This is a genomic window from Streptomyces naganishii JCM 4654 (assembly GCF_014650575.1).
Taxonomy (GTDB): Bacteria; Actinomycetota; Actinomycetes; order Streptomycetales; family Streptomycetaceae; genus Streptomyces; species Streptomyces naganishii.
This window is the reverse complement of record NZ_BMVF01000003.1, coordinates 207,229-221,333: the sequence shown is the minus strand read 5'-3', so window position 1 is coordinate 221,333 and position 14,105 is coordinate 207,229. Positions and strand designations below refer to the sequence as shown.

Sequence of the window (14,105 nt, the reverse complement as noted above, 5' to 3'; positions counted from 1 at the left end):
CCGAGGACACCCTTCCCTGATGCCTGCGAACGAGTTCCCGAAGCAGTCCGCCGAGACGGCTCCCACCACCCGAGAGGGCCTGCGCGCCTGGCTCACGTCCGCCGTCGCCGAGGCCGCCGGGCTCGACCCGCTGGCCGTGGAACCGGACCGTCCGGTGGCCGAATTCGGTCTGGGATCACGCCAGTTGGTCACCCTGGCCGCCGGGGCCGGGGAGCGCACGGGCCGTCCCGTGGACCCGTCCCTCGTCTTCGAACACCCCACGATCGACGAACTCGCCGCGGCGATCCTGGGCGAACGCCCCACGCGTGCCGCCGATCCGGCCGCCGTACCGCCGGCCGTATCGGCGGTGGCCGGACCCGCGCGCGCCGACGACGGGATCGCCGTCGTCTCCATGGCCTGCCGCTACCCCGGCGGCGCCGACGACCCCGGGAAACTGTGGCGGCTGCTCCTCGCCGGGGAGGACGCCGTCCGCGAGGTGCCGCCGGGTCGCTGGGACACCCAGGGGCTGTACGACCCCGATCCCGAGGCCACCGGGAAGGCGTACACCCTGCGCGGCGGCTTCCTCGACGGCATCGACCGCTTCGACGCGCCCTTCTTCGGCATCTCCCCGCGCGAGGCCGCGGCCATGGACCCCCAGCAGAGGCTGCTCCTGCAGACCGCCTGGGAGACGCTGGAGCGGGCGGGCGTCGTCCCGCAGACCCTGCACGGCACCGCCACGGGCGTCTACGTCGGCCTGTACGACAGCGGATATCTCGCCACCGCCCCGCTCGGCCGGCTCGACGGCCACGTGGGCACCGGAACCGCGCCCAGCGTGGCCTCCGGACGCATCGCCTACACGCTGGGCCTGCACGGACCCGCGGTCACCGTCGACACCGCCTGCTCCTCCTCCCTCGTCGCCCTCCACCTGGCGGCGCGGGCGCTGGCGAACGGCGAGTGCGACCTGGCGCTCGCGGGCGGCGCGACCCTGCTCGTGACCCCGCGCGGGCACGTCGAGTTCAGCAGGCTGCGCGCGCTCTCCCCGACCGGGACCTGCCGTCCCTTCTCGGCGGACGCCGACGGCGTGGTCTGGTCGGAGGGCTGCGGCATGGTGCTGCTCAAGCGGCTCTCCGACGCCCGCCGGGACGGCGACCGGGTGCTCGCCGTGATCAAGGGCTCGGCCGTCAACCAGGACGGGCGCAGCCAGGGCCTGAGCGCTCCCAGCGGACTCGCCCAGGAGCGCGTGCTGCACGCGGCCCTGCACGCGGCGGGCCTGAAGCCCGGCGACCTCGACCACGTCGAGGCGCACGGCACCGGCACCCTGCTCGGCGACCCGATCGAGGGGCGGGCGCTGGCCGCCGTCTTCGGCCCGGACCGCCCGGCAGGCCGGCCGCTGGGCGTGGGCTCACTGAAGTCCAACATCGGCCACACGCAGGCCGCCGCGGGCATCGGCGGCGTCATCAAGACCGTACTGGCCCTCCAGCACGAACGCGTGCCGGCGTCCCTGCACGCCCAGCACCCCACCGAACGCGTCGACTGGGCGGCCGGCGGACTCCGCCTGCTCGACAAGGCACGGCCCTGGCCGCGCGAGGCGGGCCGGGTGCGCCGGGCCGGGGTCAGCGCGTTCGGCATCAGCGGCACCAACGCGCACGTGGTGCTCGAGGAGGCGCCCGAGGAACTCCTACGGCCCACCTCGGGGAAGGGGACACAGGCGGAACCGGAGGCCGGGGCCGAGGCCCCGGACACCCGCCCCGCCCTCTTCCCCCTCTCCGCCCGTACCCTCCCCGCCCTCGGGCAGCAGGCCGCGCGCCTTCGCGAACACCTCGCCGGGCACCCGGACCTGCCCCTTGCGGCCGTAGCCGCGACCCTCGCGCACCACCGCACCCACTTCGAGCACCGCGCCGTCGTACGGGCCGCCCACCGCGACGAGTTGCTGACCGCGCTGCGCGCGCTGGCCGAGCCGGAGCCGGACGCCGACCCCGCCGGCGACCTCGTCATCGGCCCTCACCGGGTCTGCCCGCCCGGGAAGACGGCGTTCGTCTTCCCCGGCCAGGGCGCCCAGTGGGAGGGCATGGCACGCGACCTGCTCGCCTCCGACCCGGTGTTCGCCGACGAACTCGACCGCTGCGACGCCGCGTTGCGCCCCTTCACCGAGTGGTCGGTGGCCGCCGTCCTGCGCGGCGACGCGGGCGCGCCCCCGCTGGAGCGGGTGGACGTCGTCCAGCCGGTCCTCTTCGCGGTGATGGTGTCGCTGGCCGCCGTGTGGCGTGCCCGGGGCGTCCGGCCGGACGCCGTCGTCGGGCACAGCCAGGGCGAGGTCGCCGCCGCCTGCGTCGCCGGCGCGCTCAGCCTCAACGACGCCGCGGCCGTGGTCGCCCTGCGCAGCCAGGCACTGACCGTGCTGTCCGGCACCGGGGCCATGGCCGTGGTCGCCCTGCCGCACCCCGAGGTCGAGGCGCGCCTCGGCGGTACGGCGGGGCGGGTGTCCGTCGCCGCCGTGAACAGCGGACGCTCCACCGTCGTCGCCGGTGAAGCCGAGCCGCTCCAGGCCCTGCTCGACGAACTCGAACGGGAACAGGTCTTCGTCCGCCGCCTCGGCGTCGACTACGCCTCCCACAGCGTCCAGGTGGAAGCGGTCCGCGAGAACGTCCTCGAGGAACTCGACGGTGTCACCGCCTCCCCGGCGCCGGTCGCCTGGTACTCCACGGTCACCACCGAGCCGGTCACGGACGAACTGGACGCCGGCTACTGGTACACCAACCTCCGCGAACCCGTCCGCTTCGCGCCCACGGTCGCGCGTATGGCGGCCGACGGCTACCGACGCTTCGTCGAACTCGGCCCCCACCCCGCGCTGCTCACCGCCGTGCACACCATCGGCGAGGAGTCGGGCCACGAACTGGTCGCCGTCGGGTCGCTGCGCCGCGACGAGGACGGGCCCGCCTGCCTCGACCGCGCCGCCGCCGAACTCCACGCCCGCGGCCACCGCGTCAACTGGCCCCGCCCGGCCACCGGCACCGCGCCCGTGGAGCTGCCGACCTACGCCTGGGACACGCGGTCCCACTGGACGGAACCCGAGTCCGCCACCGGCGCCCCCGGCCTCCTCGACCGCGCCGCGCACCCGTTGCTCGGCGTCCAGTTGCGGTCGGCGGACGAGACGCGGTGGACCTTCCGCAACGAGTGGTCCGCGGCCACCGCCGACTGGCTGCCCGACCACACCGTCTTCGGCCGGATCGTGGTCTCCGGCACCACCGTGCTGGAGCTGTGCCGGGCCGCCCTCGCCGCCGCCCGGCCCGGCGAACCGGCCGACGTCACCGACCTGCTGCTGCTCAGCCCGCTCGTGCTCGCGGAGTCCGGGACCATCGAGGTGTCCGTCGAGGTCGACACCGCCAATCCGGTCGCCGAGGTCACCGTGCACAGCCGTCCGCGCGACCGGGCGGACGCGGGCTGGACCCTGCACGCCAGTGCCTCTTCGGACGCGTCGGCCCCCACCACGGCCGCCCGGTCCGGCCCGCCTCCCGCCTGGCCCGAGCCCAACGGCTCCGCAGCGGCGGCCGCGCCCGCCGAGCCGGTCTGGTCCCCGGACACGTACGAGCGCCTGGACGCGCTCGGTCTCGGCTACGGGGCCGCCTTCCAGGGCGTACGGGAGGCCGTGCGCACCGGCGACGGCGAGTTGCTGGCCCGCCTCGCGCTGCCGCAGGCGGCCCGTGACGCGGCCGACACCTACCCGGTCCACCCCGCGCTGCTGGACGCCGCGCTGCACGTGGCCGCCGCCTTCCCGGACCTGGACGGCGGTGTACTGCTGCCGGTCGCCGTGGGCCGCTGCACGCTGACGCCGACCGGGTCGGCCGGCGAACTCACCGCCTGCGTGCGGCGCGTCGGCGGCACCGGCCCCGACCTCGGCCTGGACGTCACGCTGTGGGACACGGACGGCTTCCCGGCCGGCCGTCTGGAGGGCGTACGTCTGCGGGCGGCCGACCCGGCGGATCTCGCCGCCGGGTCCGAGAGCGCACGGCATCTGTACGAGGTGACCTGGACGGCTCTCCAGGACGAGGAGCCGGGCGAACGGACCGGCACCGTGCGCCTCGTGGCCGACGACCCGGCCGACGGGGAGGTCCTGGCGGCTCTGGAGCGGGACTTGCGGGCGGCCGGCGTGCACGTGGAAGAGGGGGATGCCGAAGTCGTCGTACGCCTGTGGCCGCGCCCGGACTCCGGCGCCGAACCGGTGGCGCTTGCCCACGAGTTGGCGGCGACCGCCCTCGCGCAGCTGCGGGCGCTGATCGCGGCGGAGGAGCAGAGGGCCGCACGGACGGTGTGGGTGACCCGCGGCGCGGTGGCGGCGGGGGCCGGGGACGCGGTGCCCGCCCTGGCCCAGTCGGTGCTGTGGGGGCTGGTCCGCGGCGCCCGTGCGGAACATCCAGAACTCGCTCCGGTCCTGCTCGACTTGGACGACTCCCACGACGCCCACGACTCCGACGACTCCGAGGGCCGTGCACAGGCCCTCGCCGCCGCGCTCGCCCGACCTGACGAGCCCGAGATGGCGGTCAGGGGCGGAGCGCTGATCGCCCCGCGCCTCACGCGCGCCCGGGCGGAAGCCCCGAGGTCCGCCGAGCCTCCCGCCGTCCCCACCGACGGCACGGTGCTGATCACCGGCGGGCTGGGCGCGGTGGGCATGCACATCGCCCGTCTGCTCGCCGAACGCGGCACGCCACGACTGCTGCTGACGAGCCGCCAGGGCGCCGACGATCCGCGCGCCGCCGAAGCGGTCGCCGAACTCTCCGCGCTGGGCGCGCGGGCCGAGGTCGCCGCGTGCGACGTCTCGGACCCGCGGGCCCTGGCCGGACTGCTCGCCGGTGTCGGTGACGAACTGCCGCTGCGGGGCGTCGCGCACTGCGCGGGCGTCCTGGAGGACGGGGTCGTCGCCGAGCTGACGCCCGAGCGGCTGGCGAACGTGCTGCGCCCCAAGGTGGACGGCGCCGCCCATCTGCACCGGCTGACCGCCGGCCTGCCGCTCGAGATGTTCCTGCTGGTCTCCTCGGCCGCCGGAGTGGCCGGCAACGCGGGCCAGGCCAACTACGCCGCCGCCAACGTCTTCCTCGACCAACTGGCCCATCACCGGCGGGCGTCCGGACTGCCCGCGGTGTCCGTGTCCTTCGGTGCCTGGGCCGGCGAGGGGCTGGCCGGCGCCCACGCCGACCTGGACCGCATGGCCCGCCTCGGCCACCGCGCGCTCACTCCGGCCCAGGGTCGCGACCTGGTCGAACTCGCCCTGCGCCGGGGCGCACCGCACCTGGTCGCCTGGATCCTCGACCTGCCGCGCCTGCGCGAAGCCATGGCCGTCGCGCCGCCTGCCGCCACCGCGCTGTGGCGTTCCCTGCTTCCCGGTTCCCGCGCCACCGGCACGGGCGCGGGAACCGGTGGCGTCGCCTTCGCCGACCGCCTGGCCCTCCTGCCGGAGGCGCAACGCGCCGAACGTGTCCTCGCGTTGGTCCGCGAGGAGGTCTCCCGTGCCCTCGGCCTGCGTTCGCCGGAGTCCGTGCGCCCCGACCAGCCGTTGCGCGAACTCGGCATGGACTCGGTGACGGCGGTCGAGCTCCGCAACCGCATCGGCGCCCGTCTGGGCGCCCGCCTCCCCGCGACCCTGCTGTTCGACCACCCCACACCGCACCGTCTGGCCGGGCACCTGCTCGGCACGGTCCTCGCCCCCGGCGGTCGGCAGGGGGCGCCCGCTTCGACGGGCGTTGCCCGCAGCCCCGCGGCCGCCACCGCGGTCCCGTCCGACGAGCCGGTGGCCGTCGTGGCCACGGCGTGCCGGCTGCCGGGCGGCGTGCACGACCCGGAGGGCCTGTGGCGGCTGGTCGCGGAGGGCCGTGACGCGGTCGGCCCGTTCCCCGGGGGACGCTGGGACGTCGAGGCGCTGTACGACCCCGACCCGGACGCCCCCGGCAAGTCCTACGTCCGCGAGGGCGGCTTCCTCGACGACATCGAGTCCTTCGACGCGGGGTTCTTCGGCATCACGCCGAAGGAGGCCGCCGCCATGGACCCCCAGCAACGGCTGCTCCTGGAGACGGCGTGGGAGGCGCTGGAACGCGCCGGCATGGTGCCCGCCCGGCTGGCGGGCAGCGCCACCGGCGTGTACGTCGGCATGTTCGGCAGCGACTACCTGTCCGGCTCCCGGCTCGACCAGCTCGACGGGTACGTCGGCACCGGCTCCGCGCTCAGCGTCGCCTCGGGCCGGCTCGCCTACGCCCTCGGGCTGCACGGGCCGGCGCTCACGGTGGACACCGCCTGCTCGTCGTCGCTGGTGGCGGTGCACCTTGCCGCCCAGGCGCTGCGGTCGGGCGAGTGCGAGCTGGCGCTCGCGGGCGGTGCGACCCTGATGGTGACCCCGCAGACCTTCGTGGAGTTCAGCAGGCTGCGAGGGCTGTCGCCGACCGGGCGCTGCCGGTCGTTCTCCGACGACGCCGACGGTGCCGTGTGGGCCGAGGGCGCCGGCATGGTCGTACTGAAGAGGCTGAGCGACGCCCGGCGCGACGGCGACCCGGTGCTGGCGGTGCTGCGCGGCACGGCCGTCAACCAGGACGGCCGCAGCCAGGGGCTGTCCGCGCCCAACGGGCCCGCCCAGGAACAGGTCGTCCGGCGCGCGCTGGAGCTGTCGGGCCTCGAACCCGGGGACATCGACCACGTGGAGGCGCACGGCACCGGCACCACGCTCGGCGACCCCATCGAGGCGAACGCGCTCGCCCAGGTGTTCGGCGGGTCGCGTCCCGCGGGACGGCCGCTGTACCTCGGTTCGCTGAAGTCCAACATCGGCCACACGCAGGCCGCTTCGGGCGTGGCCGGGCTGATCAAGGTCGTCGAGTCCCTGCGCCACGGCAGACTCCCGGCCACGCTGCACGCGGACACGCCCAGCAGGCACGTCGACTGGGAGGGCAGCGGGCTGCGGCTGCTGCACGAGTCCGTCGACTGGCCGGTGACGGAACAGCGGGTCCGGCGCGCCGGGATCAGCGCCTTCGGCATCAGCGGGACCAACGCGCACGTCATCGTCGAGGAGGCGCCCCGGCAGGCGGAGGAGCCCGGGCAGCCGGAGGACGCGGGGGCCTCGGACCGGGCCGCGGGCGAACAGCCCGGCGGCAAGCGCCTGTTCGTGCTGTCCGGGCGGAGCGAGGCCGCGCTGCGCGGGCAGGCGGCCCGGCTGGCACGGCACCTGACCGACGGCACCAGTCTGCCCGACGTCGCGCACACCCTGGCCCGGCACCGCTCCCACTTCGAGTGGCGGACGGCTGTCGTGGCCGAGGACCGCGACGAACTCACCTCCGCGCTACGGGCGTTCGGCGCCGGACGCGCCCCTCTCACGCCGCCCCGCGAGGAGCGGTCCGGCAAGGTGGCCTTCCTCTTCGCCGGACACGGGGGCCAGTGGCCCGGCATGGGCATGGAGCTGGCCGCCGGAACCGGAGCCGCCTCGCGGGCCTTCTGCCGGGAACTGGACCGGATCGACGAGGCGGTGCGCCGGCACGCCGGCTGGTCGGTGCTCAACGTGCTGCGCGCACCGGAGGAGTTCTCCCCACTGGAACGCACCGAGTACCTGCAACCCGCCCTGTTCGCCGTCAACGCCTCCCTGGCCGCCGCCTGGCGCGCGCTCGGCGTCACCCCGGACGCCGTGGCGGGGCACAGCCTCGGCGAGATCGCCGCCGCCTACAGCGCCGGGGCCCTCGGCCTCGAAGACGCCGTGGCGGTCGTCACCGGCCGCGCCCAGGGCGTGGTCCCGCTGGTCGGGCACGGCGGCATGATCTCCGTGGAACTCCCGGCCGCCGAGGTCGCGGGACTGCTCGCGCCGTACGAGGGACGGCTGTTCGTGGCCGCCGTCAACAGCGCGGCCTCGACGGCCGTCTCCGGTGACACCGGGGCCCTGGCCGAACTGCGCGGACTGCTCGAGGAGCGCGGGGCCGCCGTTCGCCGGCTGTCGACGCCGTTCGCCTCCCACACCCCACTGATGGAACCGGTGCGCGCCGAACTGCTGGAGAGCTTCGCGGGCGTCACGGGCGCCCCGGCAGCCACCCCGCTGTACTCGACCGTGCTCGCCGAACCCCTCGCCGGGGAGCGGCTGGACGCCGCCTACTGGTACGCCAACGTCAGCCGTCCCGTCCGCTTCGCCGACACGGTCCGGCGGATGCTCGCTGACGGCTGCCGCTACTTCGTCGAGCTCAGCCCGCACCCCTCGCTGCTGTCCTCCGTCGAGGCGGTCGCCGCCGAGGCCGGCGTCGAGGCGGTGGGCGTCGGCTCGCTGCGCAGACAGCAGGACACCCCGGACGTACTGCTGCACAGGCTGGGCGAGTTGTACTCCGCCGGGCACGAGCCCGACTGGGCCGCGCTGTTCCCGCGCGGCCGCCGCACCGACCTGCCCACCTACGCCTTCGCGCGCAGCCGCCACTGGCTCGCGCCCGCACCGGCCGCGTCGGCGGGCACCTCGCCGCTGCTCGGCACGCACATCGAGGCCGGGGACGAGCCCGGACGGCACATCTTCCAGACCGAGATCGACCTGCGGGACGCCCGCTTCGCTCACCTGAACGACCACCGCGTCAACGGCGAGGTGTGGCTGCCCGGCGCCGCCTTCCTCGAACTCGCCCTGGAGGCCGCCTCCGAGGTGCGGAGCGGCGGTGAAGTCCGACTGGCCGACGTGAGGTTCGTACAGCCGCTGCGGCTGGATCCCGAACGGCCGGTGCGCCTGCAACTGGTGCTGCGGCCCGACGGGAACGGCTCCCAGGCCTTCACCGTCGCCTCCGCGCCCGCCCGGGAGCGCGGCGCCCGGTGGCAGCGGCACGCCACCGGGCGCGTCACGACGGAGGACGGCGGAACGGGGGAGAGCGGGCCGTCGCTCGCGGCCGTGCGTGAGCACTGCGCTCAGCCGGCCGACGTGCCCGCCGTCTACGCCGCGCTGGCCGCGCTCGGCATCGAGTACGGTCCTGCCTACCGCGGGCTCGCGGAGGGCCGCCGTACCGGTGACGCTGCCGTGGCCCGGATCGCCACCACGCCGGCGGCCGGACACCTCCTGCACCCCGCCGTCCTCGACGCCGCCTTCCACACGGCCGCCCTGCCCGAAGGGGCCCCGCAGGGACGGGCGTTCGTGCCCGCCGGTGTGGGCCGGCTCAGGTTCACCGGGCTGCGCACCACCCCGGCGTGGGCGGCCTGCCGACTGCGCGAGGCGCACGGCGACACCGCCACCCTGGACGTGAGCGTCTGGGACGAGGACGGGCAACTCGTTCTGGAGGTGCGAGAGTTGGAGCTCGCGGCCCTGTCCCCGCTCGACGGCGCCCTCTTCAGGACCCGCTGGCAGCCGCGCCCCGCCGCCGGGGAACCGCCCACGACGGGCGGCTGGCTGCTCCTCGCCGACGGCGGCGGGGTCGCCGACGCGCTCGCCGCGCGGCTGCGCGAGGCGTCCGTACCGCACGTAATCGCCCGCGGCGGCGATGACTTCGCCGCCGAGGGCCCCGGCCGCTACGTGCTCGACCCGGCCGACGCCGGGCACCTGACCAGGCTGCTGGACGAGGCGTTCCCGGACGGGCCGCCCGAGCGCGTCGTCCAGCTGACCGCGCTCGACGCGCCGGCCGTCACCGGCCCCGACGCGGCGGGGGAGGCCGCGCGGCTGTGCTGTCTGAGCACCCTGCACCTGGTGCGCGCCCTCACCGACAGGCCGCGGGGCCGGGCGCCGCGCCTGTTCGTGGTGGCGCGTGGCAGCCAGGCCGCCGGGGACAGCGCCCTGGTCACCCACCCCGAGCAGGCGCTCGGCTGGGGATTCGGGCTCGCGGTCGCCCAGGAGCACCCGGAGCTGGAGACTACCCTGGTCGACCTGCCGCCCGAGGGCGGCCTCGACGAGCTGTGGACCGAGCTGCGGCACGCGGACGACGAACGTCTCGTGGCGCTGCGCGACACAGGCCGGCTGGTCCCGCGCCTGGCCCGCACCAGGCCCGACGACACCGGCGCCGACGGCGGTGGGGCGTTCGCCGCGGACGGCGTGCACCTGGTCACCGGCGGCCTGGGCGGCCTCGGCCGCGTGGTCGCCGAGCGGCTGGTGCGGCGCGGCGCCCGCCACCTGGCACTCCTCGGCCGGGGCGTGCCCGACGCCGGGACGGCCCGCTGGATCGAGGGCCTGGAGGAGCGCGGTGTCACCGTGCACCTCGCCCGCGCCGACGTCGCCGACCGCGCCGCGCTGGCGGCCGCCCTGGACGGCGTGCGCCGCGCGGCCGGCCCGATCACCACGGTCGTGCACGCGGCCGGTGTCCTCGACGACGCGACCCTGGCCCACCTGACGCCCGAGCGTGTACGGCGCGTGCTCGCACCGAAGGTGCTGGGCACCGCGCTGCTCACCGAACTCGTCCCGGAGGCCGACAGGCTGATCCTGTTCGCCTCGGCCGCCGGACTGCTCGGCTCGGCCGGGCAGAGCCCCTACTGCGCGGCCAACGCCTTCCTCGACGCCTGGGCCCACCACCTCTCCCGCACCGGCCGGTCCGCGCTCAGCCTGGACTGGGGTGCCTGGTCCGGCGTCGGCATGGTCGCCGGGTCCGGCGCGCGGGCGGCCGAGACCAGCAGGTCCGGCCTGGTCGCCTTCACCCCGCAAGAGGGCGGCGAACTCTTCGAACGGGTGCTGACCACCTCCCACCGCCAGCTCGCGCCCCTCGCGCTGGACCGGGAGGTGCTCGCGCTCGTCCCGGACGCCGTGCGCAACCGCCCGATCCTGGCCGACCTCGCCCCCGTGCCCACCGGGCCGGCCCCCGCGGACGGCCTGGTCGACAAGGTGTTCGCGGCGGCCTCCGAGGAGGAGCGCGCCGCCTGGCTCGAGGCGTACGTACGGGCCCGGGTCGGCGAGGTGTCCGGCGGCACGGTGGACGCCTCCGCCACCACCGCACTGAAGGAACTCGGCCTGGACTCCCTGATGCTGGTCCGGCTGCGCAACGCCTTCGCCCGCGAACTGGGCGCCGAACTCCCGGCCGCCGACGTCTTCGCGGCCTCCGACATCCGCGGCCTCGCCCGCGCACTCGGCGCGGTCCTGCCCGAACGCCCGGCCGCGGAGGCCGAGCGGGCGTCCGGGCCGGGGCAACCGGCGGACGGGCCGGCCGAGGAGGTCCCGGCGACGGACCTGCGGCCCGCCACCCGCGATGTCGTACGGCTCCTGCGCAGCGCCCGCCCGGACATGCCGGCCGCGGCCCACGCCATCGGCCTGGCCGTACGCCTCACCACCCCGGCCACCCGCGAGGCGCTCACCTCGGCCCTCGACCGGCTCGCGGCCCGGCACGCCGCCCTGCGCACCGCGGTCACCCCCGGCGGCGAGGGAGGCGGCCGGCAACTGCGCGTGGACCGGGAACCGGCCGCACCGCTGCTGCGCTGGACCCGCGCCGAGGGCGACACGGACCCGGCCGAGCGGCTGCGCACGCTGCTGGAACCGCCGTTCGACCTGGCCGAGGCGCCCCTGTGGCGGTTCGAGCTGGTCGACGGCGGCGAGCGTGGCCAGATACTCGTCTACGGCGCCCACCACGCCGTGAGCGACCTCCAGTCACTGCTGCTGGTGGCCGCGGAGCTCGACGCCGAACTGTCCGGCACCCCGCTCGACGCCTCCGTCACCAACCGCGACATCGCCCTGCTCGTCGAGGCCCAGCAGGGCGGCGAGGGTCCCGGCCCCGAGTGGCGCGAGGCGTTCCACGGCAGCGAGCGGCTCGACCTGGAACTCACCCGTCCGCGCCCCGCCGAACGGTCCTACCGCGCGGGCAGCGTCACCGTGACGATCCCCGACGGGCTCACCGAGAGGGTCGCCGCGGCCGCGAGCGCCCTCGCGGTCACCCCGGCCGCCTTCTGCCTCGGCACGCTGACCGTACTGCTGGCCAGGAAGCGGCGGCGGGAGCGGTTCGTGCTCGCGGTGCCCGTGGACACACGGGTCCACGCCGACGCGTACGACGCGGTGGGCTTCTTCGGCGTGCCGGTGCCGTTCCCCGCCGAGGCGCGGGCGGCCGAACCGGTCGCCGAGGTGCTGCGCCGCACGGACGGCCGGATGCGGCGGATCCTGGCCAGGGGCGCCATGTTCTCCGACGTCCTGGCGACCCTGGCCCGGCAGGGGCTCCACCGGCCCGGCGCGCCGCTCGTCGAGGTCTACTTCAACTACGTGCGCTCCTCGCGCCGCCTGACCGGGCTCGAGGTGCTGCCGGCGGGCACCGGTTACTCCGACCTCGACCTGATGATCACCATGACCCCGGACGTGGGCCGCGTGCGCATCGACCACAACCTGGACATCCTGGACGCGTCGGCGGCGGGCGGGCTGGGGGAGGAGTTCCTGCGGCTGCTGGACGAGACGGCACAGGACGACGCCACCGTCCTGGTCGGCCCCGAGCCGGCGCGGGAGCCCACGGCGCCCCTCGCGCCCGAGCCGGCGCCGGACTCCACCGTGCCCGCCGTCCCCGAGACGGCGCCGGACTCCACCGCGCTCGCCGTCCCCGAGCCGACTCCGGACTCCACCGCGCTCGCCGAGCCGGAGCTCGCGGCCCCGCGGCGCCGTTCCCTCGCCCTGGCCGCCACCTTCGCCCTCGGCAGTCTGCCGCCGATGTGCGAGGCGGCCGTGGCCGAAGGCGACGGGGAGCCGGAGTGGACGGTGGCGGAAGCGCCGTACCACCACGTCCTCGCGAGCCTGAAGGACCCCGCGGGGGTCTTCGCAGACCCGGCGACGACGGTCGGGGCGGTGCTGCTGCGGGCGGCCGACCTGGAGCGGTTCGGTCCCGTCGACGACGCGCTCCTCGCTGAACTGCGCACCTCCTACCCGGTCGCGCTGAAGGCCCTGGCCGAGCGCACCCGCAAGCCGCTGATCGTGGGCTTCCTGCCCGCCGCCCGCCTGAGCGAGAGGCTCCAGGAGTGGGAGCGCGGGGTCGTCGCGGAACTCGCCGAGGCGCCCGGTGTCGCGGTGCTCGGCCCCGGCGACTGGGACCGGCACCACGATGGCGGCGAACGCTTCGACGAACGCACCGAGCGGCTGGCCCACCTCCCCTTCACCCCGCCCTTCCAGGCGGCGGTGGCCCTCCGACTGGCCGACACCGTAAGGGCGGTGCTGCGGCCGGCGCCGAAGGTGATCGCGGTCGACGGCGACGAGACCCTGTGGGGCGGGGTCGCCGGCGAGACGGGGCCCGAGTCCGTCGACCTGACGGGACCGCGCGCCCTGCTCGCCCGCAGGCTGCTCCAGTGGCGGGCGGCGGGCGCGGTGCTGGTGCTGGTCAGCAACAACGACGAGGCGACCGTCCGGGCCGTCCTCGACCGCCCCGACAGCCCGCTGAAGGCCGGGCACTTCAGCGTGCTGTCCGCCGCCTGGGGGCCCAAGCCCGACCGGCTCGCCGAGGCGGCGCGCACCCTCAACCTCGGTCTGGACAGCTTCCTCTACCTGGACGACAACCCGGCCGAGATCGCCAGAATGCGCTCCGCGCTGCCGCGGGTGCTCTCGGTGACCTGCCCTCCGGCGGAACAACTCCACGAATTCCTGGACCGGTTGTGGCCCATGGTCCCGGCGGCGGCCACCGCCGAGGACGCGCTGCGCGCCCGCTTCTACGAGCAGGAGCGCGAACGGGACGCGGCACGCGAGCAGGCCGGCTTCGAGGAGTTCCTCGCCGGGCTGGGGCTCGAGGTCGACGTGCGGCCGCTGGGGGAGGGGGACGTCCAGCGGGCCGAGCAACTCGTGCGCCGCACCAACCAGTTCACCCTGCGCGCCCGCTCGTCCGACGGCGGTGACGTGACGCGGTGGCGGGAGCGGGGCGAAGTGTGGACGGCCTCGGCGCGCGACCGGTTCGGCGACTACGGCCAGATCGGCCTGATCGCCGTGCGCGCCGAGGCCGGCCGGCTCGACGTGCTCGCGTGGCTGATGAGCTGCCGGGCGCTCGGCCGGGGCGTCGAGGAGCGCCTGCTGGCCTGGCTGGCCGGCCGGGCCGGGGAACTGGGCTGCACCGAAGTGCGGTTGACGGCGCTGCGCACCGAGCGCAACACGCCGGCCCGGCGGCTGGTGGCCGCGCTCGGCGGGGGCGACCCGGACGACGAGCGCCTGGAGGCCGTGGTCACGCCGGACCGGCTGCGGGGCTTCCGCTCCTGGCACCAGCGGTGAACGCAGCAGT

General features: G+C 76.2%; 1 protein-coding gene. It reads left to right on the top strand.

Going from position 1 to position 14,105, the window contains the following annotated elements; genetic code table 11:
• Window positions 1-19 precede the first annotated feature (19 nt).
• Entirely contained in the window at window positions 20-14,095 is a 14,076-nt protein-coding gene (locus IE217_RS35065; RefSeq protein WP_190176732.1) for a type I polyketide synthase, read from the top strand.
• Window positions 14,096-14,105 lie beyond the last annotated feature (10 nt).

What these genes read in the sequence shown, in the direction of transcription:
- IE217_RS35065 (WP_190176732.1), top strand. Translation starts at nt 20, where the DNA reads ATGCCTGCGAACGAGTTCCCGAAGCAGTCCGCCGAGACGGCTCCCACC.